Origin of the sequence: Amycolatopsis orientalis DSM 40040 = KCTC 9412 (assembly GCF_000478275.1) — a bacterium.
Classification (GTDB): Bacteria; Actinomycetota; Actinomycetes; order Mycobacteriales; family Pseudonocardiaceae; genus Amycolatopsis; species Amycolatopsis orientalis.
Window position 1 is genome coordinate 78,669 of record NZ_ASJB01000091.1, and the last position, 21,193, is coordinate 99,861.

The following is a 21,193-nucleotide window of genomic DNA, read 5'->3' on the forward strand; positions in this document are numbered from 1 at the left end:
GGGGTGGTCCCTGCGCGGGCCAGTGTAGAGACCGCGCGTCTGATCACGGTGAACAGCCGCAAGATCACCGGCTTGGCTCACACCTTCCGGCGGTCGCTGCGAAGCCCGGACCTGGTCACACCTAGAATTCCGCGAGTGACTCCCGCAGCTCTCGCCGACCTGGTCCGTAACTCAGCCGTGCAGGTTCTCACCGCGCGCGGCCTCGACGATTCCGTGCTGCCGGAGAAGGTGACGATCGAACGTCCCCGCAACCCCGAGCACGGCGATTACGCGACCAACCTGGCGTTGCAGGTGGCCAAGAAGGCGGGCATGAAGCCCCGCGACTTCGCCGACGCGCTGGCCGGGGCGCTCGCGGCCGCGGACGGGATCGACTCGGCCGAGGTCGCCGGGCCGGGCTTCCTCAACCTGCGGCTCGCCGCCGACGCGCAGGGCCAGATCGTCCAGCAGGTCCTCGACGCCGGGGAGAAGTACGGCCTCGGTGACGCGATGGCCGGCGTCAAGATCAACCTCGAGTTCGTCTCGGCGAACCCGACCGGCCCGATCCACCTCGGCGGCACCCGCTGGGCCGCGGTCGGCGACGCGCTGGGCCGCGTGCTGTCCGCGCAGGGCGCCCTGGTCACCCGCGAGTACTACTTCAACGACCACGGCGCGCAGATCGACCGCTTCGTCCGCTCCCTGATCGCGGCCGCCAAGGGCGACCCCGCCCCGGAGGACGGCTACGCGGGCGGCTACATCAACGACATCGCCGCCGAGGTCATCCGCCAGGAGCCGAGCGCGCTGTCGCTGCCGGACGACGAACGCGCCGAGACCTTCCGCCGGGTCGGCATCGAGCTGATGTTCACCGAGATCAAGCAGAGCCTCCACGACTTCGGCACCGACTTCGACGTCTACTTCCACGAGAACTCGCTGCACGAGTCCGGCGCGGTCTCGTCGTCGGTCCAGCAGTTGAAGGACTCCGGGAACCTCTACTTCGAAGACGGCGCCTGGTGGCTGAAGTCCAAGGAACACGGCGACGACAAGGACCGCGTCGTCATCAAGAAGGACGGCAACCCGGCCTACATCGCCGGTGACCTCGCCTACTTCCAGGACAAGCGCAAACGCGGCTTCGACCTCTGCATCTACATGCTCGGCGCGGACCACCACGGCTACATCGCCCGGCTCAAGGCCGCCGCGGCCGCCTTCGGTGACGACCCGGCCGTGGTCGAGGTGCTGATCGGCCAGATGGTCAACCTGGTCTCCGAGGGCAAGCCGGTCCGGATGAGCAAACGCGCCGGCACCGTGATCACCATGGAGGACCTGGTCGGCACGGTCGGGGTCGACGCGGCCCGCTACGAGCTGATCCGCTACTCCGTCGATTCCACTTTGGACATCGACCTCGATCTGCTGCGCAAGCATTCGAACGACAACCCGGTCTACTACGTCCAGTACGCCCACGCCCGGCTGGCCTCCTTGCAGCGCAACGCTTCCGACCTCGGCCTCAAATTCGATGGCGACGTCGACTTCGGTCTGCTTACGTTGCCCGCGGAGGGCGATCTGATCCGCACGATCGGCGAATTCCCGACCGTCCTCCGCCGAGCGGCGCAGCTGCGCGAACCGCACCGCGTCGCCCGGTATCTCGAAGAACTCGCCGGCGCCTACCACAAGTGGAACGCCGTCGGCCGGGTCCTGCCGAAGGGCGACGAGGAGACCACCCCTCTCACGTTTTCCCGGCTCGCGCTGTGTGAAGCGACCCGCCAGGTGCTGGCGAACGGCCTCACCGTGCTCGGTGTCTCCGCTCCGGAACGGATGTAAAAGCAATGGCTCACCCCGCGGGCCCCCGCCACGCCGACGTCTACCCCCACGCCGACGCTTCCGGTTTCCCGCCGTCGAGTCCCGAAGAACTCGACAGGCTGTATCCGAAGGTCTGGCCCCGTAACACCTTCCGCGGCGGAGACGGTGTCGTGCGCATCGCCGGCGTCGACGTCCGCGAACTCGCCGAGAAGTACGGCACGCCGCTGTTCGTCGTCGACGAGGCCGACTTCAAGTCGCGCTGCGCCGACTACGCCGAGGCGTTCGACGACCCGGCGCTCGTGCACTACGCGTCCAAGGCATTCCTGTCCATCGAGATCGCCCGCTGGGTGGCCGAGCAGGGACTGAGCCTGGACGTCTGCAGCGGCGGCGAACTCGCCGTCGCGCAGCGCGCGAACTTCCCGGCCGAGCGGATCACCTTCCACGGCAACAACAAATCGGTCGCCGAACTCGAAGCCGCCATCGAGGCGGGCGTCGGCACGGTCGTGGTCGACTCCTATTACGAGATCGCGCGGCTGGCCGATGTCGCCGCCCGGCACGACATCGTCCAGAACGTGCTGATCCGGGTCACGGTCGGCGTCGAGGCGCACACCCACGAGTTCATCGCGACCGCGCACGAGGACCAGAAGTTCGGTTTCTCGCTGGCCTCCGGTGACGCGGCCGAGGCCGTGCGCCGCGTGCTCAACGCGCCGTCGCTGAAGCTGATCGGCCTGCACAGCCACATCGGTTCGCAGATCTTCGACGCCGACGGCTTCGAGGTCGCCGCCCGCCGGGTGGTCGGCCTGCTGGCCGAACTCGCCAAGGAACACGGCACCGACCTGCTCGACCAGCTGGCGATCGTCGACCTCGGCGGCGGTTTCGGTATCGCCTACACCGACAAGGACAACCCGCCGCCGCCCGCGCAGATGATCACGCAGATCCGCGAGATCGTCCGCAAGGAATGCGAATACGCCGGTCTCCCGGTGCCGAAGATCGCCGGCGAGCCGGGCCGCGCCATCGCCGGTCCCGGCACGATCACGCTGTACGAGGTCGGCACCATCAAGGACGTCTCGCTCGGCGACAAGGCCGCCCGGCGCTACGTCAGCGTCGACGGCGGGATGAGCGACAACATCCGCACCGCGCTCTACGACGCGGTGTACGACTGCCGTCTCGTATCCCGGACCTCGGACGACGACGGGGACGGCCAGGTCTCCGCGGCGCTGTCCCGGGTCGTGGGAAAACACTGTGAGTCCGGCGACATCGTCGTCCGGGACTGCTGGCTCCCCGACACTCTTGCTCCCGGCGACCTGCTCGCCGTGGCGGCCACCGGGGCGTACTGCTACTCGATGGCCAGCGGGTACAACCGGCAGCCGCGGCCCGCGGTGGTGGCCGTGCGCAACGGCAGCGCCCGCGTGCTGCTGCGGCGGGAGACGACGGACGACATGCTGCGCCTGGAGGTCTAGCAAGTGTCTACTGTGGACGGACGTGTGATCAGGGTCGCCCTCCTGGGCTGCGGGACGGTCGGCGGGGAGGTCGTCCGGCTGCTCACCGAACAGGCCGAGGAGCTGGCCGCCAGGGCCGGTGCCAGGGTGGAGCTGGCTGGGATCGCGGTCCGGCGTCCCGACAAGCACCCCGAGCTGCCGCCGGAACTGGTGACCTCCGACGTGACGAAGCTCGTCACCTCCGACGACGTCGACGTCGTCGTCGAACTGGTCGGCGGGATCGAGCCGGTGCGGCAGTGGCTGCTCGACGCGCTCAAGGCCGGGAAGTCCGTCGTCACGGCCAACAAGGCGTTGATGGCCGAGCATTCGGCGGAGCTGTTCGAGGCCGCCGACGCGTCCGGCGTGGACCTGTACTTCGAGGCGGCGGTGGCCGGGGCGATCCCGTTGCTGCGCCCGCTGCGCGAATCGCTGGCCGGTGACCGCATCACCCGCGTGATGGGCATCGTCAACGGCACCACCAACTTCATCCTCTCCGCGATGGACTCCACCGGCGCGGGCTACGCGGAAACGCTGGAAGAGGCCAGCAGGCTCGGGTACGCGGAGGCGGACCCGACGGCCGACGTCGACGGCTACGACGCCGCGTCCAAGGCCGCGATCCTCGCCTCGCTCGCGTTCCACACCCGGGTCACGGCCTCCGACGTGCACCGCGAGGGCATCGCCGACGTCACCGCGTCGGACCTCGCCGCGGCGAAGGTGCTGGGCCGCACGGTGAAACTGCTCGCCATCTGCGAGCGCGTCACCTCCGACGACGGCACCGAATCCGTTTCGGCGCGCGTGCATCCGGTGATGATCCCGCGCAACCACCAGCTCGCCGGGGTCGGCGGCGCGTACAACGCCGTCTACGTCGAGGCCGACGCCGCCGGTGAGCTGATGTTCTACGGTCAGGGCGCCGGTGGCGCGCCGACCGCGAGTGCCGTGCTCGGCGACCTCGTCGCGGTGGCTCGAAACCGGGTCGTCGGCGGCCGTGGCCCGCGCGAATCCGCGCACGCCGCGCTCCCGGTCAGGCCGATGGGCCAGACGCCGACGCGGTACCACGTCAGTCTCGACGTGGCCGATCGAGCGGGCGTCCTCGCCCAGGTGGCCCAGGCGTTCGCCGGGCACGGCGTCAGCATCGCCGCGGTGCGGCAGCGGGACGCCAACGACACGGCCAGCCTGGTCGTCGTCACCCACCTGGCGCCGGACGCGGCACTGCGGTCCACTGTGGACGACATTGCCAAGCTCGATGTGGTGAACCAGGTCGTCAGTGTGATGCGGGTGGAAGGCGAAGACCAGTGATTCCCCAACCATGGCCAGGAATCATCCAGGCCTACCCGGACCGGATCCCGGTCCCGTCCGGCGCGAAGGTGATCACCCTCGGCGAGGGCAACACCCCGTTGCTGCCCGCGCCGCACCTTTCGGAACTCACCGGCTGCGAGGTCTTCCTCAAGGTCGAAGGGGCGAACCCGACCGGGTCGTTCAAGGACCGCGGGATGACCGTGGCCATCACGCACGCGCTCGCCAGCGGGCTCCAGGCGGTCATCTGCGCCTCCACGGGCAACACCTCGGCGTCGGCCGCGGCCTACGCGGCGCGTGCCGGGCTCACCTGCGCGGTGCTCGTCCCGCAGGGCAAGATCGCGATGGGCAAGCTCGCCCAGGCCGTGCTGCACGGCGCGCGGATCCTGCAGGTGGACGGCAACTTCGACGACTGTCTCGAACTGGCGCAGAAGACCGCGATCGACTACCCGGTGACCTTGGTCAACTCGGTCAACCCGGTGCGCATCGCCGGCCAGAAGTCGGCCGCGTTCGAAATCTGCGACGCGCTCGGCCGGGCACCCGACATCCACTGTCTCCCGGTCGGCAACGCGGGCAACATCACCGCGTACTGGGCGGGCTATTCCGAGTACGCGGGCGACGGTGTGGTGAAGAACACCCCGCGGATGTTCGGTTTCCAGGCGGCGGGCGCCGCGCCGCTCGTGCACGGCGAGCCGGTGGCCGATCCGGACACCATCGCGACCGCGATCCGCATCGGCAGCCCCGCTTCCTGGGACGGCGCGATGAAGGCGAAGAACGCCTCCGCCGGGCTGTTCGAAGCGATCACCGACGAGAAGATCCTCGAGGCGTATCGCCTGCTCGCCCGCAAGGAGGGCGTGTTCGTCGAGCCCGCCTCGGCGACCAGCGTCGCGGGCCTGCTCGCCACGGCCGCCGACGGCCGCCTGCCGAAGGGCTCCACCGTCGTCTGCACCGTCACCGGGCACGGCCTCAAGGACCCGGCCACGGCGCTGGAGGGCAACGTCGAGGTCGAGCCGCTCGCCGTCGACCCGACCGCCGTCGCCGCCGCGCTGGACCTGCGATGACGCTGCTCAAGGTCACCGTCCCGGCGTCTTCGGCGAACCTCGGCCCGGGGTTCGACACGCTGGGTCTCGCGCTGGCGCTGTACGACAAGGTCGAACTCCGGATCACCGACGCCGGGCTCAAGATCGAAGTGATCGACGCCGGCGCGGGTGACGTGGACGACGTGCCGACCGACGAATCGCACCTGGTCGTGCGTGCTTTCCGGCGGGGCTGCGAGCATCTCGGGCTCCGGCCGCCCGGCCTGCACCTGCGCTGCTTCAACGCCATCCCGCACGCCCGCGGCCTCGGCTCGTCGGCGGCTGCCGTCGTGACCGGTGTCGCGGCCGCGTACGCGCTGGCGGAGAAGGCCCTGGACGACGACGCGCTGCAGCTGGCGGCCGAGTTCGAGGGACACGCCGACAACGCCGCGGCGAGCCTGCTGGGCGGCTTCGTGGTGGCCTGGAACGAAGGCGAGCGGTTCCGCGCCGAACGACTCCAGCCGCATCACGACATCCGGCCCGTGGTGGCGATCCCGGCGTTGCGGTCCTCGACCGACGCGACGCGCGGGCTGCTGCCCGACCGGGTCCCGCATGCCGACGCGGCGTTCACCGCGGGCCGTGCGGCGCTCGCGGTCCACGCGCTCACGGCGCGCCCCGACCTGTTGCTCTCCGCTACCGAAGATCGGCTCCATCAGCACTATCGGGCATCCGCGTACCCGGCGAGCAGTGAACTGGTGCGCGCGCTGCGGGCCGAAGGGGTGGCGGCGGCCATCTCCGGGGCCGGTCCGACCGTGCTCGCGCTGACCACCGGCGGAATACTCCCGGCCGCTGTCGACGTTACATCTTTCGACGTCACCGAGCTGCCGATCGATCCGGGCGGCGTTCAGGTTGCGGCTCAGTAAAGCCTCGGTCACGTGCGGGAGCCCCGGACCGCCACGCGGGGGGTGGTTGTTGCACGGGGCCGTGGCGCGGTCTACCCTCGGGGGCGTTCGATCACCGTGCGTTTCCGCACCCGGTGCCGGTCCAGGTGAACAGTGACATCCTTGGCCCGCATCCTTCGTTGATCCGCCAGTTCCGCACACCGTCTGGCAAACGGGAGTGGCGGAGGGACGCAGGCGGGTTCCCGGTTCCGGCGGTGCCGAATTCCGCTTCCTCCATTTGGAGGACGCAAACCCCTGTGCTGGAGGCCTTCTAGCTGTGTTCAACACGGCCGAGGAGTTGCTCGCCCGTATCGGGGGCCAATTACGCCGTTTCGCAATCGGACGCGAGCGGCGGTCCGCTGATCCACCTGGAGGCGTGGATCGGTCAGGAAGGACATTTGTGAGCAACACCGATCTTTTGAGCGACGTCGAAGGTGGCGCCGCCGAGTCGAACGGCGTCGTCGCTCCCAAGCGCACGGTCGGCGGATTGACCGGCAAGACCGTCGCCGAACTGCGCTCGATCGCTGGGGACCTCGGCATCGGCGAGACGACGGGTATGCGTAAGGGCGACCTGATCGCGGCCATTCGCGAACGCCAGGGCAAGACCAAGCGCAAGTCCCCCGCCGCGGCGAGCGAAACGCTTCCGCTCGAGGGGATCGAAGCACCACGGAAGGCTCCCAAGGCCGAAGCTCCCAAGGCCGAGGCCCCGAAGGCCGACGCGCCGAAGACCGACGCGCCGAAGGCGGAAGCCGCTCCGGCCGAAGCCCCGCGCGCCGAGAAGGCGGAGAAGGTTTCGGAGAACGGCTCCGCGCCGTCCGCCGAGCGGCCCGCCCAGCAGGAGAACGGGCAGCAGGACGGCCAGCCGCAGCAGGAAGAGGGCGGCCGCAGCCGTCGTCGTCGTGGCTCCAACCGCGCCGCGGGCTCGCCCGACCAGGGTGGCCAGCAGCGTGAGCGCGGGGAGCAGCGGGAACGCGGCGACCAGCGTGAGCGTGGCGAGCGCAACGAACGTGGCGACCGCAACGAGCGCAACGACCGCGGCGACCGCCAGGGCAACCGGGACGGCGGCCGCGACGGCAACCGTGATGGCAACCGGGACAACCGGGGCCAGGACAACCGGGGCCAGCGCAACCAGCAGGGCGGCCAGGACAACAGCCAGCGTCAGGGCCAGAACCCGCAGGGTGACGACGACGAGGAAGGCGGCCGTCGCGGCCGTCGCTTCCGCGACCGTCGCCGCCGGGGTTCCGGCGGGGGCCGCGAGCAGGGCGGTTCGCCCGACACGGAGATCCGCGAGGACGACGTCCTCCTGCCCGTCGCGGGCATCCTGGACGTGCTCGACAACTACGCGTTCGTGCGTACCTCGGGCTACCTCGCCGGGCCGAACGACGTGTACGTCTCGCTTTCGCTGGTCCGCAAGTACGGCCTGCGCCGCGGTGACGCCATCACCGGTGTCGTGCGCCAGCCGCGTGACGGTGAGCAGCAGCGGCAGAAGTTCAACCCGCTGGTGCGCGTCGACTCGATCAACGGCCTGGAGCCGGACGAGGCCAAGCGCCGCCCCGACTTCACCAAGCTGACCCCGCTGTACCCGAACGAGCGCCTGCGTCTCGAGACCGAGTCGCACAAGCTCACCACCCGCGTCATCGACCTGGTGATGCCGGTCGGCAAGGGACAGCGTGCACTGATCGTGTCGCCGCCGAAGGCCGGTAAGACCACGATCATGCAGGACATCGCGAACGCGATCTCCACGAACAACCCCGAGTGCCACCTGATGGTCGTCCTCGTCGACGAGCGTCCGGAAGAGGTCACCGACATGCAGCGGTCGGTGAAGGGAGAGGTCATCGCCTCGACCTTCGACCGCCCGCCGTCCGACCACACGTCGGTCGCGGAGCTGTCGATCGAGCGGGCGAAGCGCCTGGTCGAGATGGGCCACGACGTCGTCGTGCTGCTCGACTCGATCACCCGCCTCGGCCGTGCGTACAACCTCGCGGCCCCGGCTTCCGGCCGGATCCTCTCCGGTGGTGTCGACTCGACCGCGCTCTTCCCGCCGAAGCGTTTCCTCGGCGCGGCGCGCAACATCGAGAACGGCGGCTCGCTCACGATCTTCGCCACGGCGATGGTCGAGACCGGGTCCACCGGTGACACGGTCATCTTCGAGGAGTTCAAGGGCACCGGTAACGCGGAGCTCAAGCTCGACCGGAAGATCGCCGAGCGCCGGGTGTTCCCCGCGGTGGACGTCAACCCGTCCGGTACCCGCAAGGAAGACCTGCTGCTCTCGCCGGACGAGCTCGCGGTCACCCACAAGCTGCACCGGGTGCTGCACGCGCTGGACTCGCAGCAGGCCATAGACCTGCTCATCTCGCGACTGCGCAAGACGAAGACCAACATCGAGTTCCTCATGCAGGTCTCGAAGACGGCCCTCGGCTCGAACGACGACGACTGATCTTCGGTCTGGTAAGTACATGAAGGCCCCCTTCCTTGCGCCTGACTCAAGGAAGGGGGCCTTCATGTACTTCGGCTGAGGGGACGGCGCCGTGAGTTCGCTGCCTGATCGGATCGTGGTCTACGGCGTCACCGGTTCGGGGAAGACGACACTCGCCCGGCGACTGGCGGCACATACCGGGTCGCCCTGGCATTCGGTGGACGACGATCTCGCCTGGCGGCCAGGCTGGGTGGCCGTGCCCACCGAGGAGCAGCGCCGCCGGATCGCCCTGCTGGTCGCCAAGGAGCACTGGATCATCGACGGCATGTTCTCCCAATGGCGTGACATCGCGCTGCCTCGCGCCGAACTGGTCGTGGCGCTGGACTACCCGCGCTGGGTTTCACTGAGCAGGCTGGTGCGGCGGACGGTGATGCGCTGTGTCACCCGCCGCCGGATCTGCAACGGCAACGTCGAAACGGTACGAGGAGTGCTTTCAGGCGACTCGATCATCGCCTGGCACTTCCGGTCCTTCGCCCGTAAACGGCGCACGATCCGCGAGTGGGAGAACGATCCGGCGGTGCCGTTGGTGCGGCTCACGTCACCGCGCGCGACAAGGCGCTGGCTGGCAGCCTGGCCGGCGGGCTCGTGAGTGGTAATGACGGTTCTAACCGTCATTACCACTCACGAGCCCGAGGGCTCAGCGGTGCGGGACGGCCGCGGGGGTCCAGCCGCGGTAGTTGTTGAAGTAGTGCACGCTCGAAGCGTGGCCGATCTTGCCGCCGATGCTGGAGGCGTAGATCCCGCCGGAGCCGTCGGCGATGCCGACGTGGCCCCACTGGCTGATGTTCCAGTACACGAAGGCGCCCTTCGGTGGCGTCCCGGTCGTGTGCTTCGGGCTCGCGCCGTTCCAGTGCGCGTTGGCCGAGGCCCAGACGCCGGTGGTGCCGTAGGCGTTCTCGACGGCCTTCTCGCAGAGGCCCTGGTACGCGGTGGAACCGGCGTGGTTCTTGAACCACTGGACGGCGCCGGCGGGCGTGCCGTCCCCGGCGCCCTGGATCGCGAAGTCGCCTTCGGGCACCGTGGTGAACGTGCCGGCCGCCGGGTTGATGTCGGCGGCGGTGATGACGGCGCCCGTTTCGGGGGCGGCCGGAGCGGCCCCGGCCACGGGAGCGATGGCGAGAGCCGCGATGGCCAGCGCGGCGACGGACGCCGGCTTCGCCACCTTGGCGAGGATGGTGCGCATGATCAGTACCTCCTGTTGAGGAATAACCAACTGGAGGACCGTCCCGTGAACGAATACAAATTTCGTACAACCAGGCGTCGATAGTTGATAACTCAACGTGATGGAATACGCCGGGGGAGGGGTGCGTTAACCCCACTGCCAGCGCATCTGGCAAAATCATCCGCTGAAGTCCGGCACCGGTTCACCCCGCACTGGGGACCCGGGGCCAACGAGAGAGGACACCATGAAGAGCGGTATTCACCCCGAGTACGTGGTCACGCACGTCAACTGTGACTGTGGCAACGAATTCACCACGCGCAGCACCAAGACCTCCGGCAACCTCCACGTCGAGATCTGCTCGAACTGCCACCCGTTCTACACCGGCAAGCAGAAGCTCATGGACACCGGCGGCCGCGTCGCGCGCTTCGAGGCTCGCTACGGCAAGCGCAAGAAGGCCGAAGACGCCAAGTAGCTTGAACGACGGCGCCTACCCGCATGTCCGGGTGGGCGCCGTTTTTCATGGTTTTTTGTCCGTCCAGGCCGTTGAGAGGTGGAGTGGTGGATTCGAGTTCGCTGAAGGGTCTGCTCGAAGAGCACGCCCAGCTGGAAGAGCAGCTGGCCGACCCGTCCGTGCACGCCGACCAGGCGCGCGCACGCAAGCTCGGTCGCCGGTACGCGGAGCTGAGCCCGGTCGTCAAGACGATCCGTGAGCTAGACGCCGCCCGCGAAGACCTCGAAGCGGCGAAGGAACTCGCCTCGGAAGACGCCGCCTTCGCGGCCGAGGCCGAGGAGATCACCGCCAAGATCCCCGTACTCGAGGCCAAACTCTCCGAGCTTCTCGTGCCGCGCGACCCGTACGACGGGTCCGACGTGGTCATGGAGATCAAATCCGGTGAAGGCGGCGAGGAGTCGGCGCTGTTCGCCGGCGACCTGCTGCGCATGTACCTGCGCTACGCCGAGCGTCACGGCTGGAAGGCCGAAGTCCTCGACTCGGTGGACTCGGACCTCGGCGGCTTCAAGGACGTCACCGTGTCCATCAAGAGCCGTTCGGCCGACGTCGACGGTGTCTGGGCCCGGCTGAAGTTCGAAGGCGGGGTGCACCGCGTGCAGCGCGTGCCCGCCACCGAATCGCAGGGCCGCATCCACACCTCCGCGTCCGGCGTGCTCATCTACCCCGAACCCGAGGACGTCGAGGTCGAGATCGACCCGAACGACCTGCGGATCGACGTCTACCGGTCCTCCGGCCCCGGCGGCCAGAGCGTGAACACCACCGACTCGGCCGTGCGGATCACGCACCTCCCGACCGGTGTGGTCGTCTCGTGCCAGAACGAGAAGTCGCAGATCCAGAACCGGGCCCGCGCCCTGCAGGTGCTGCAGGCCCGCCTTCAGGCGATCGCCGAGGAGGAGGCCGCCGCGAAGGCGTCGGACGCGCGCCGCTCGCAGGTCCGGACCGTCGACCGCTCCGAGCGGGTCCGCACGTACAACTTCGCCGAGAACCGCATCGCCGACCACCGGGTGAACTACAAGGCGTACAACCTGGACCAGGTCCTCGACGGCGACCTCGACGGTGTGCTGGACGCGCTCATCACCGCGGACCGCGAGGAACGGCTCGCCGCTCACGCGGGCTGACGGCCGTTGTCCGGCGACATCTACCTCGACACCGCCGAGCCGTCTCACCCGGATTTCTGGTGGAACGCCTCGAGCGGGGTGATCGGCTGGGTCATCGACGTGCTCATCGAGCACGTGACCGATCCCGGGCTGAAGGCCGAGCTGGTCGAGTACCGGGGCATCACCCTGTTCGGGGTCGGCTTGTTCGAGGAGCGGGCACCGGAACTCGTCCGGGTGCTGCGCACGGAGCTCTACGCCGCGGCCGAAAGCGCGGTCGCCGCGGGCGGCCTGGCCGACTGGATGCTTCCGCGTATCGCCGAACTGGCCCGGTACGCGGACTGGTGGGCGGAGCTGAACTGGGATTCCACCGAACTCATGCCGGGACGATCACCGCTCGGATACTTCTTGTTCTGTGGAGAACAGCTCACCGAATCCTGGTGGATCGCGCCGCGGGAACTGGTGCTGTGGGTGCTGGATGTGTTGCTGGAGAACGCTTCTTCGCCCGGCCTCGTGGCGAAACTCGGCAGGCTGCGCGAGGCACGGCAAGCCCTTCTGTCGACGCTTCTGTTCGACGAGCACGAACTCGCGGAGGTGCTCGCGATCCTTCGGTGGCGGCTCCGCCCCGCGGCCGAGCGGACGTTCAGCGATCAGCGGCGCACCGAGGTGGAACGCCTGGCGTCTCTCGCCGCCCGCACGGCCTAGCCGGGTTCGGTGTAGAACGGGTCGTCTTCCAAGCCGGTGTGGATGGCCCGGACGGACATGCTCACCTCGGAGAGCCGCTCGGTCACCTCGTTCGTGACCCGGTCGAGCGCCTCTTCGCCGGTTTCTCCCGCGACAGCGGGAAAAGCCGACAACAGCACCGCTTCGCACGGACCAGCGTCCGTGCTGATCCGGATCAGCGACGCCGAAAGGTCGGCCGCGGGCCGGTCGCACAGCGCCACGGCCAAGCTCAGGTCGTCGGTGGGGACGTAAAGGTGCACCCGCGAGATGACGTCGGTTTCCGCGCGCGGGGTGAAATCGTGCCGGGGGACGTAGGCGGGTTCGCGCGGATCGGTGCCGCCGACGGCCGCCATGAGTGAATAGAGCGTGTAGCCGTCGGCCGGGGTGTCGTAAGCGTCGTAGCTTCCGTATTGGCCGGTTTCGGGTGTTCCGTGGATTTCGAAGAATTCCGCATTGAGACCGAAGTGGAAAAGCGCCGGTATCGCGGCACGACGCAGGGTGCCGGCGGGTTCTTCGCCGTCGGCGGGCGCGGTGCGATAACCGACGGAGACCGAGTAGCCCGTCCAGCCGCCCTCGGGGTCGGCCCGGCAGATCTCCAGCTCGGTGGCCTTGAACTCGGTGATCAAGCGCTCGCCGAGCGCGGCAGCCGCCGCGAAATCATCGGTATCGATATTTGCGGATATCCGCGTGACGACTTCCGTTTCTCGGAGATCCATGGCTCTTTCGCTGGCCCTTCGGCGACAACAGGTGCGTTCAGCCTACGGGCGCCGTGGGACGGGTGCCGATCGGGCCTGTCGTGGATTCCCCGCTTCCGCTGCGGTCCCTTGGCGATGAGGAGCCCTGCCTTGGGGGACGCGAATTCATGACGCGTGTTTCCGACGTGAACGTCGCGGAAAGATCGTTTCCGGAAAGCCGGAAACGTGTTCCGCGTGCCTTCGTGCTCGGCATCGGAATCGTCCTGCTCAGCGTGTCCGTCGTCGCCAGGGTCGGCCGGTTCGGCTTCAACCCGACCGATCAGGGATTCGTGCTCGCCCAGATGTGGCGCGTCCTGCACGGCGAGCTTCCGCAGGTCGATTTCCTCGGGCCGAGGCCGTTCGGATCCGCCTATCTGCATCTGGTCGACCGGCTCGTCCCGGCGCCGCTGATGATCGGGTCGAGTTTCGTGATGATGGTGCAACTGACCGTCGCCACGTTCGCGCTCGCCGCGTTCCTGACCGGGACTTCGCCGCTGGAGTGGGGGCCGCTGCGGACCGGGCTGGTCTTCACCGCCGCGTTGGTCAGCCTGAACACCTACCCGCTGATGGCCTGGCACACCGTCGACGGCGTCTTCCTCGTCGCGGTCGGCTGGTGGCTGGTCGACAGCGGGCTGCGCTCGGATTCACGATGGCGACGATGGCTCGGCCTGTTCTGCATCGGCTTCGCGGTCATCGTCAAACAGAGTTTCCTCTTCGCCGCACCGATCGGGCTGCTGATCCTGCTGTTCCACCCTGCCGCTCAGTCGAAGAAAGTGCCGCGTCTGCTCGGTGATCTTCTCGTGCTCGGTGCGGCGCCCTCGCTCTACTTCGGCATGGTCACGGTCGCCGGGGGACTGCGTTCGGCGATCGCGCAGCTTTCCGGTGGGCAGCAGACCTGGGGTGAGGGCCTCGCTGTGGCTTGGTCCGCCCGGGAACACCTCGGCGAATTCGGCCGGTGGCTTCGCGTCGCGACCGCGACGTGCGTCGCCGCCGTCGTCCGAAGACGGCTGCCGTGGCGGTACCTGTCGATCGCCGCTCTCGGCTGGATGGCCGCCCTGTCGTGGGGCTATCCATTTCCGGGGCTGCTCGCCGGGATCTTCGCGCTGGGCGTGCTGGAAGCCGTGGTGCCCCCAGATCCGCCGCGGCCGCCCAAGATCGCAGGTGCCGCACTCGCCGCCGTCACGTTCGTACTCGTCGCTCTGCTCTTGTTGTCCGCGCATGACAAAGCGCCGTACGCGGACAGGCCACAGGGGGAACTGACGAAGGATCCTTTCGTGGCACCGGTTTTCGGGGTGCGCAATCCCTTCCCGCTGGATTGGCCGCTGCCCATGGAGCTGACCGGCGACAGTCCGGAAAGGATGGTCGAGGCCGCGGAACGCCTTGACCGGGAAGGGAACTATCTCGTGCTGTTCCAGACGGTCAAGGCCGTTTCGCTGACCGCCGGCCTTCCGGTGCCCGATGCCGTGGCCCCGGACGCGCCGACGATCGCCTTGAGCGGCGTGGAGAAGCGGATCCAGGAGAAGCTCACGGGTGCGAAGGTCGCGTGTGGCAGCTTCGTCGGATTCTGGGTACCGGCACGATGAGCGTCAGCCCGAGACGGACGCCGTCTCCGGCTCGCGTTCCTCGACGACCGGCGGCTCCTCTTTGCGCCGCGGCAGAAACGAGAGCGCGGCGAAGGCGGCGGCCAGGAGGGTCGGGTAGATCGTCAGTTGCTGGTGCTTGATGTTCTCGATGCCTTCCGCGAGGCCGGAGACCAGGATCTGGCCCATCGCGAAGAACAGGAACATCAGCACCACGATGCCGACGTCGCGGCGGCCGGTGCGGTTGCGGAAGGCGCGGAAGCCCGCCCAGCCGATGAGCAGCCAGATCGGCAGCAGGGCGAACAGGCCGAGCGGTGCGATCCAGCCGGTGAATCCGGACAGGACCGGGATCCGGTACTCCTTGGCGAGCGGCGGCTGCCCGGCGTGTTCGCCGAAGCTGCCCAGGTTCGGCACCCGCGCGGTCAGCGTCTCCTGCGCGGACCGGTGCAGCATCTCGACCACACGCACCGGATGCTCCAGGTAGTACTGGGCGACATTGCGGCGGCTGATCTTGTCGCGGTACTGGGCGTACTCGGGGGAGCGCCAGGCCGCGTTCGCGCTCCACCAGCCCGTCCCGACGTACTTCGCGAACTCCGGCGGGAGCCCCAGCGCGGCGAGATCGCCGGTGGTGTCGTGCTTGCCGTCCACGATCCCGTTGAACACGACGTGGTACATGTTGGCCTCGCGGTATTCCGCGTTGGCCGAATCGCCCGCGCCCTGCACCAGCGCGGTACCCGTGCCGACTACGGCGAGGACGGCCAGCGGCAGCGCCCACCGCGCCAGGCCCCGGGCGCCCGGCGGGCGGACGAACAGCAGCGCGAGCGCGAACAGCGGGATCAGCAGCAGCGTCTGCGACTTCGCGTTGATCCCGATCATCGCGCCGAGCACGGTGACCGCGGCGCCGGTGTAGCGCCACGGCCCGGTGCGGTGCATCAGCAGGAGCCCGCCGGCGAGCAGGAGCATCCCGACGAACGCGGCGCCCTCGCTCAGCACGGAGGCGAAGTACCCGAAGAAGGCCGAATCCGCGGCGACCAGCAGCAGCGCGACCGTGGCGATGACGCTGTTCCGGACCGAAAGGCGGAGGCCGACGACGATCGCGGCGATCCCGCCCGCGACCAGCAGACAGCCCAGCACACCCAGGACGAGCAGGTTCAGGATCGCGGACGAACCGAGCAACTGCCCGATCTCACTGGCGATCTTGTCGATCCAGCTCTGGCTGGAGATGTACTCGCTGTTGCAGGCCGGGGCGGGGCCGTAGGAGAAGCGGACGAAGTACTCCGAAGGCCTGTCGAGTTCTCGGGCGCCGAGCTGGCACAGAATCCGCCAGCCGTCGCCGTTGTCCGCCATACCGATCGGGCGCGGCACCAGGAAACGCACGAGTAACACCCCGAGGGCGACGAAAAACACGCCGAGGGTCAGTCGGATTTCCCGGATCTTCACCCGCGTCACCTTAGAAGATTCCGCAGGGTGATCAGTTCGTACCCTCTCTAACACTTGCGTGGAGGAACTTTTGAATCGCGGCGAGCCATTCGTCGCGGGCCTCGACGCCGATGCCGTGTCCGGCCTCGATTTCGATCAGTTCGGCACCCGGGATCCCGGCCGCGAGTTCGCGGGAATGCGCGGGCGGGGCGAGGCCGTCCTGTGTCGTGGCGATGACCAGAGCCGGGACCGAGATCCCGGCCAGCTCGGCGCGGGTGTCGACGCCGGCGACCAGGCCGACGTGCTCGGGGCTGCCCACCGGGATGTACCCGGCCAGCCCGTCGATGGCGGCTTCGAGTTCGGCCGGGGTGAGGGAGTTCAGATGCCGCTCGCCGGTGGCGGCGAAGGTGAGGAACTTCGCCAGCAGCCTGCGGTCGCCGTCCAGCAGCTCGCGCCAGATGTCGACGGCCAGCAGGAGCCGGTTGTCCGGCTTCGTGAACCCGGCGGTCAGGATGAGGCCGGTGACACGTTCGGGGTGCCGGGTCGCGATCCGCACGGCGACGCCGGTACCCAGTGAGTAGCCGAGGATCGCGAAGCGTTCGAGCCCGGCGTCGACGGCGATGGCGACGAGTTCGTCGGCGACGGAGTCGAGGTCCAGCGGGCCGGTGGCGCGCGGCGTGGCCCCGGAACCGGGATAGTCGGGGCCGACGACGGTGTGGGTGCGCGCGAGGTCGTCGAGGATGGCGCCGAAGTTGCCCTCGACGCTGCCGCCGCCACCGTGGGCGAGCAGCAGGCCGGGGCCGGAACCGCGGACGACGTGGGCGAAATGATTCGTCATGCCGGCGACGTTAAGTACTGACATCGATGTGAAGGTCAACCACGGATGATGGGGGTCACATGCTGATCGGCGAGCTCTCCCGCCGCACCGGCGTGAGCCAGCGGCTGCTGCGCTACTACGAAGAGCAGGGATTGCTGGTCTCGCGGCGCGACTTCAACGGCTACCGCACCTTCGACGACGACGCGGTCACCACCGTGCGGCAGATCCGCGCGCTGCTCGGGGCCGGGCTGAGCACCCAGGTCATCGCCAAGGTGCTGCCCTGCGCGAACGGGGAACTCCCGGAACTGGACCTGTGCCCGACGGTGGTGACGGAGATCCGCCGTGAACTGGCCGAGATGGACGACCGGATCGACACGCTCCGGCAGCGGCGGGGGACACTGGCCGGATATCTCGTCGTCGACGCGTAGGGAGCAGCGTGGAAGCCCTGGCCAGATTCGGATTCGAACTCGGCGTGCTCAAGCGGATCCGGCGGGCGGGCTGGTGGCAGGCCGGGGTCCGCGATCCCGAATCCGTCGCCGAGCACACCACGCGGGTCGCGCAGCTGGCCGGGCTGCTGGCTGCCGAGGGCGGCGCCGACCCGGCGCGGGCGGCGTACCTCGCGCTCTGGCACGACACGCAGGAGACGCGGACCGGTGACCTCCCGCATACGATCAAGGGTTTCGTCGAGAAGCCGGACCCGCGGGCGATCACCGCGGCGCAGACGTCGGCCCTGCCCGCCGCCGCCCGTGACTCGGTGCGAGACGCCGTCGAGGAGTACGAAACCGCGCAGAGCCCGGAGGCCCTGTACGCGCGCGACGCCGACAAGCTCGAGATGCTGCTTCAGGCCGTCGAGTACCGCGATATCGGCGTAAAGAACGTCGACGAGTGGATCGCTTCGGCGACGAAGAGCCTTCAGACCGACCTCGCGCGGCGAGTGGCCGAAGCGGCGCTGACGTTGTCGTCGCTCTCGTGGCGGGTGCGCTGAAGGGAATCGATACCCTGAGCCCGCGTGTATCGACCCCGGCACGCGTGCCTCGTGTGTCAGGCTTGACTCTGTGAAGGAACATCAGTGAACCGGCAGCCGTTGCGCCTCGCCATCATGGAAGCGACCCGGATCCTCACCGAGGCCGGTGTGGCGTCACCGCGCTCGGACGCGGAGATCATCGCCTCCCATGTCCTCGGCGTCGACCGCGGCCGCCTGCCGATGGTTCCGCTGGTGGACCCGCCGGTCATCGACGCGATCGGCCAGCTGGTGAACCAGCGCGCCAAACGGATCCCCCTGCAGTACCTGACCGGATGGGCCGCGCTGGGCGACATCACGGTCAACGTCGGCGCCGGGGTGTTCGTCCCGCGCCCGGAGACCGAACTGCTCCTGGAATGGGGCCTCAAACTGCTGCACGGGCGCGAGTACCCGGTCGTGGTCGATCTGTGCACCGGCTCCGGCGCGCTGGCGCTGGCCGTGCAGCACGCGCGGCCGGACGCCGTCGTCTACGCCGTCGACATCGACGCGCAGGCGCTCGCCTGGGCCCGGCACAACGCCGACGTGCACGCCGACGCTGGGGATACCCCCATCCGGCTGTACTCCGGCGATGTCGCGGACAGCACGATGTTCGCCGAACTCGACGGGCTCGTCGACCTGGTCCTGTGCAATCCGCCGTACGTGCCGGAGGGGACGCCGGTGCCGCCGGAGGTCGCCGAGCACGACCCGGCGCGGGCGGTGTTCGCGGAGGAGAGCGGCCTGGCGGTGATCCGGCACGCGATCGCCGCCGCCGCGCGGCTGCTGCGGCCGACCGGCGGGATGGCGATCGAGCACGACGACACGCACGGCTCCGCTGTCCCAGCACTGGTCCGGGCGCGCCGGGTGCTGACCGACGTCCAGGGGCACGTCGACCTCGCGGGACGCCCTCGGTTCGTCACCGCCCTGCGCGTCTCCTGACGTCCTTTCCCTCGCGTTTCGTCCTCTGGATGCGGTACTTGCGCGTGCAACTACCGCATCCAGAGGACGAAACGCGAGAAAGCGGAGCGGGTAGTTAGCGGGACTCACGACTTCCGGCGGTGCCCAGGGCAAAGCCCACCTCCTAACGTCGACCAAGGCCGCCTGATCGGCGGTCCGACTGGGAGGTGTACCCCGATGCGATCGTCTCTCCGACGAACCCCACTCAGAACACTCGCCGTCCTCGCCACCGCCGTACTGCTGCCGGGCCTCGTCGCCCAGCCCGCGTCCGCCGCGGCGCCCGTGCGAGGCTGGCCTGCCCCGATCGACGGGTCGACCTGGGAGAACCAGGACCACATGACGTGGGACGACTACCGCAAGCCGCCCGGCACCAACTGGGCCGATCCCGCGCTGAAGCCGACGAAACGGATGTTCAAGGGCGCCGTGGTGCTCGCGGACTACCCGGATCAGGAATTCGCCGTCACGCAGGCCCCGCACTCGACGGTGTTCGGCAACCCCGGTCCCGCCGCCAGCGGTATCCCGAGGGACGGCGTCGCGAAGTTCTATCAGGACTTCCTCAACAAGCCGCAGGCGCTCAACCACGGCCACACGATCAACGAATACTGGATGGAGGACTCCGGCGGCAGGCTGGGCGTCGAACTGACCGCGTTCGGGCCGTACCGGTTGCCGGGCAAGTCCTTCGAGTACGGCATGGAGTTCCAGCCCGACGCCTGCCCGCCCACCGCGAACTGCAAGCGTGACCTGCGCGCCGACGCGGGCGCGGCCTGGCGGGCCGACGTCGGTGACGTCGCCAAGCAGTTCGACTTCATCTTCTATCTTTCCGCCGGTCAGGACGAGAGTTCGACCTGGCAGGAATTCGGTGTGATGAAATTCGGCGAACCGGGCAACGTCCCCGACGAATTCGGTCCCGGTGTCGAAGGAATGCCGAACGCCGCGTCCACCCGGTACGTTCCGTGGACGTCGTGGAAATCCGCGTCGAGCATCTGGCCGAACGCGGTCACCGGCTCCTCGACCCAGGCCGAAAGCTCGGGACAGGCCGTTTACGCGCACGAATTCAGCCACATTCTCGGCATCGGCGACAACTACAACAACCCGTTCGGTGTCCCGCCGTCCCGGTCGTACACCGGGCCATGGGAGATGATGTCCCGCGGCACGTTCAACGGCCCGGGCGGACCGCACACCCGCTGGCAGATCCCGGCGACACAGGGCGGTTCGATGGGGGCGCACCACATGCTGCGCACCAAGATGAAGCTCGACATCATCGACCCCGAAGACGTGCTCAAACTCGACCGTAACCAGCTCGCGAAGTCCGGCCCGGTTTCGGCGCGGATCACCGCGCGTTCGGTTCTGCCGGGACAGGGCGCGTACAGCGGGATCAACATCGCGTTGACCGGCGGGGACCTTTCGCCGAAATGCGATCGCTCGAAGGATCCGTTCTGCGACGGCGGCGGATACAACAATTACACCGTCGAGGTCGTCGACCGGATGGGCAGCGATTCCTTCGCGCCCGATTCCGGTGTCCTCATCGCGAAGACCAAGAACCAGGACAACGCGCCGTTCGAATGGATCGTCGACGCGAACCCGGCCGACATCGGCATGACCGACTACAAGAAGCCGGACGGCACCCCGGTGCCGATCCCCATCGGCGACTACCGCCAGCTCAACGACGCCGCGTTCAAGGCGGGCACCGGTTCGGCGAGCAAGTACGAGTACACCGATCAGGCGAACCGACTGAAGTTCCTGGTCTCGGACGTCGAGCGCGACCGCAAGGGCGTGCTGTCCTACGTCGTCACGGTGGCCTCGCTCGACGGCGCCGGGGCGCAGGCCAGGGGTGTCTCGCTGTGGCCCTCGGCCCCGGCGTTCGCCAAGAACGGCCTCGCGAGCTGCTCGTTCCCGGTGTTCAACACCGGTGACGCGAAGGGCGCGGCGGCGCCGTACGACACCGACACCTATCGCCTGAGCGCGTCCACCAGCGCGAAGGGCTGGGAGGTGCGGTTGCCGAACGAGCTGTCCACCGTCCCGTTCGGCGGACGGTCGTCGGCGACGGCACACGCCAAGCGGGCCGCGGGCGGTGACCACGTCGCGCACATCAAGCTGACCGCGACGTCGATCGCCGACCCGGCGAAGACGGCGACGTCGGTCTGTACCGCGTTCGCCTTCTGATCCGAGTGGGCTCGTGAGTGGTAATGGTGGTTCTAACCGTCATTACCACTCACGAGGCCGCA

19 protein-coding genes are annotated in these 21,193 nt (G+C 68.7%); 15 read left to right on the forward strand and 4 right to left on the reverse strand.

Going from position 1 to position 21,193, the window contains the following annotated elements:
* Positions 1-135 precede the first annotated feature (135 nt).
* From argS to L324_RS37030, 7 genes are all read left to right on the forward strand, one after another.
* A complete protein-coding gene (gene argS, locus L324_RS37000; RefSeq protein WP_037320008.1) occupies positions 136-1,791 on the forward strand; it encodes an arginine--tRNA ligase in 1,656 nt (551 codons plus the stop codon).
* Positions 1,792-1,796: 5 nt separating this feature from the next.
* Positions 1,797-3,230, forward strand: a complete 1,434-nt coding sequence (lysA, locus tag L324_RS37005; RefSeq protein ID WP_037320010.1) for a diaminopimelate decarboxylase — start codon at positions 1,797-1,799, stop codon at positions 3,228-3,230.
* A gap of 3 nt (positions 3,231-3,233) precedes the next feature.
* Entirely contained in the window at positions 3,234-4,544 is a 1,311-nt protein-coding gene (locus tag L324_RS37010) for a homoserine dehydrogenase (protein WP_037320013.1), read from the forward strand.
* Positions 4,541-5,602 (forward strand): threonine synthase, encoded by a 1,062-nt coding sequence (gene thrC, locus L324_RS37015; protein WP_037320015.1) that lies wholly within the window; start codon positions 4,541-4,543, stop codon positions 5,600-5,602. Before L324_RS37010 ends, thrC begins: the two co-directional genes overlap by 4 nt.
* A complete protein-coding gene (gene thrB / locus L324_RS37020) occupies positions 5,599-6,480 on the forward strand; it encodes a homoserine kinase (protein ID WP_037320017.1) in 882 nt (293 codons plus the stop codon). The genes thrC and thrB overlap by 4 nt, the downstream gene beginning before the upstream one ends.
* Positions 6,481-6,898: 418 nt before the next feature.
* A complete protein-coding gene (rho, locus tag L324_RS37025) occupies positions 6,899-8,935 on the forward strand; it encodes a transcription termination factor Rho (RefSeq protein WP_037320019.1) in 2,037 nt (678 codons plus the stop codon).
* A 91-nt stretch (positions 8,936-9,026) separates the two neighbouring features.
* Complete coding sequence (locus L324_RS37030) at positions 9,027-9,563, forward strand: AAA family ATPase (RefSeq protein WP_037320021.1); 537 nt, start codon at positions 9,027-9,029, stop codon at positions 9,561-9,563.
* A 48-nt stretch (positions 9,564-9,611) separates the two neighbouring features.
* On the opposite strand, the gene L324_RS37035 is transcribed toward L324_RS37030, so the two are convergent.
* Positions 9,612-10,157, reverse strand: a complete 546-nt coding sequence (locus tag L324_RS37035; protein WP_037320023.1) for a hypothetical protein — start codon at positions 10,155-10,157, stop codon at positions 9,612-9,614.
* Positions 10,158-10,380: 223 nt separating this feature from the next.
* On the opposite strand from L324_RS37035, the gene rpmE reads away from it, so the two are divergent.
* The 3 genes from rpmE (at position 10,381) to L324_RS37050 (ending at position 12,446) form a co-directional block, all read left to right on the forward strand.
* Positions 10,381-10,608 carry a 50S ribosomal protein L31 gene (rpmE, locus tag L324_RS37040; RefSeq protein WP_007028345.1) on the forward strand — a complete coding sequence of 76 codons (228 nt, stop codon included), beginning with the start codon at positions 10,381-10,383 and terminating at the stop codon, positions 10,606-10,608.
* An 86-nt stretch (positions 10,609-10,694) separates the two neighbouring features.
* Positions 10,695-11,765 carry a peptide chain release factor 1 gene (gene prfA / locus L324_RS37045; protein WP_037320124.1) on the forward strand — a complete coding sequence of 357 codons (1,071 nt, stop codon included), beginning with the start codon at positions 10,695-10,697 and terminating at the stop codon, positions 11,763-11,765.
* Positions 11,766-11,771: 6 nt separating this feature from the next.
* Complete coding sequence (locus tag L324_RS37050) at positions 11,772-12,446, forward strand: hypothetical protein (RefSeq protein ID WP_037320028.1); 675 nt, start codon at positions 11,772-11,774, stop codon at positions 12,444-12,446.
* Here L324_RS37050 and L324_RS37055 read toward each other — a convergent pair.
* The gene (locus L324_RS37055; protein ID WP_037320031.1) at positions 12,443-13,180 is read right to left on the reverse strand and encodes a hypothetical protein; all 738 of its coding nucleotides are present in this window, start codon (positions 13,178-13,180) and stop codon (positions 12,443-12,445) included. The two genes, L324_RS37050 and L324_RS37055, sit on opposite strands and share 4 nt — an antisense overlap.
* Before the next feature lie 146 nt (positions 13,181-13,326).
* Here L324_RS37055 and L324_RS37060 point away from each other — a divergent pair, with 146 nt between their 5' ends.
* Positions 13,327-14,781: a hypothetical protein gene (locus L324_RS37060; protein WP_037320033.1), complete on the forward strand. Its 1,455-nt coding sequence runs from the start codon at positions 13,327-13,329 to the stop codon at positions 14,779-14,781.
* A 3-nt stretch (positions 14,782-14,784) separates the two neighbouring features.
* Here L324_RS37060 and wsfD read toward each other — a convergent pair whose 3' ends face one another.
* Both wsfD and L324_RS37070 read right to left on the reverse strand, forming a co-directional pair.
* A complete protein-coding gene (wsfD, locus tag L324_RS37065; protein WP_037320126.1) occupies positions 14,785-16,218 on the reverse strand; it encodes a glycan biosynthesis hexose transferase WsfD in 1,434 nt (477 codons plus the stop codon).
* Between the two features lie 31 nt (positions 16,219-16,249).
* Entirely contained in the window at positions 16,250-17,035 is a 786-nt protein-coding gene (locus tag L324_RS37070; RefSeq protein WP_037320034.1) for an alpha/beta fold hydrolase, read from the reverse strand.
* 59 nt (positions 17,036-17,094) lie between these two features.
* Between L324_RS37070 and L324_RS37075 the strand changes: the two genes are divergently transcribed.
* From L324_RS37075 to L324_RS37090, 4 genes are all read left to right on the forward strand, one after another.
* Entirely contained in the window at positions 17,095-17,442 is a 348-nt protein-coding gene (locus L324_RS37075) for a MerR family transcriptional regulator (RefSeq protein WP_037320036.1), read from the forward strand.
* Between the two features lie 8 nt (positions 17,443-17,450).
* Positions 17,451-17,999, forward strand: a complete 549-nt coding sequence (locus L324_RS37080; protein ID WP_037320038.1) for an HD domain-containing protein — start codon at positions 17,451-17,453, stop codon at positions 17,997-17,999.
* A gap of 84 nt (positions 18,000-18,083) precedes the next feature.
* Positions 18,084-18,950 (forward strand): peptide chain release factor N(5)-glutamine methyltransferase, encoded by an 867-nt coding sequence (gene prmC / locus L324_RS37085; protein ID WP_037320040.1) that lies wholly within the window; start codon positions 18,084-18,086, stop codon positions 18,948-18,950.
* A 195-nt stretch (positions 18,951-19,145) separates the two neighbouring features.
* Positions 19,146-21,131, forward strand: a complete 1,986-nt coding sequence (locus L324_RS37090; protein ID WP_037320042.1) for a M6 family metalloprotease domain-containing protein — start codon at positions 19,146-19,148, stop codon at positions 21,129-21,131.
* Positions 21,132-21,193: the final 62 nt, after the last annotated feature.